The sequence below is a fragment of the Caldivirga sp. MU80 genome (assembly GCF_001663375.1).
GTDB lineage: Archaea > Thermoproteota > Thermoprotei > Thermoproteales > Thermocladiaceae > Caldivirga.
Genome location: NZ_LCTF01000083.1, coordinates 1 through 392 on the forward strand (window position 1 = coordinate 1; position 392 = coordinate 392).

At 48.2% G+C, this 392-nt stretch carries 1 protein-coding gene; it reads left to right on the plus strand.

Annotated features, from left to right (window positions below):
- On the plus strand, positions 1-392 hold a 392-nt coding region (locus AAX04_RS11545), incomplete at both ends, for an alpha-L-fucosidase (RefSeq protein WP_162270153.1).

Sequence of the window (392 nt, forward strand, 5' to 3'; positions counted from 1 at the left end):
ATATTCAGGGTAGTAGAGAGTTTAAGCACCACATCGAGCATTACGGCCCCCATGACAAGTTCGGTTACAAGGACTTCATACCCATGTTCACGGCTGATAAGTGGGATCCCAATGAGTGGTGTAGCCTATTTAAGAGTGCTGGGGCCAAGTACGTTGTACCAGTGGCTGAGCACCATGATGGGTTCTCCATGTGGGATAGCTCAATAAATAGGTGGAATGCCGAGAGGATGGGGCCAGGCAGGGATGTTATAGGTGAGTTGGCTAAGGCATGTAGGGATGAGGGGTTGATATTCGGGGTATCTTACCATAGGGCTGAGCATTGGTGGTTCTTCGAGGGTGGTAGAAGATTCAACTCAGATGTTAATGACCCAAATTACAGTGATCTCTATGGA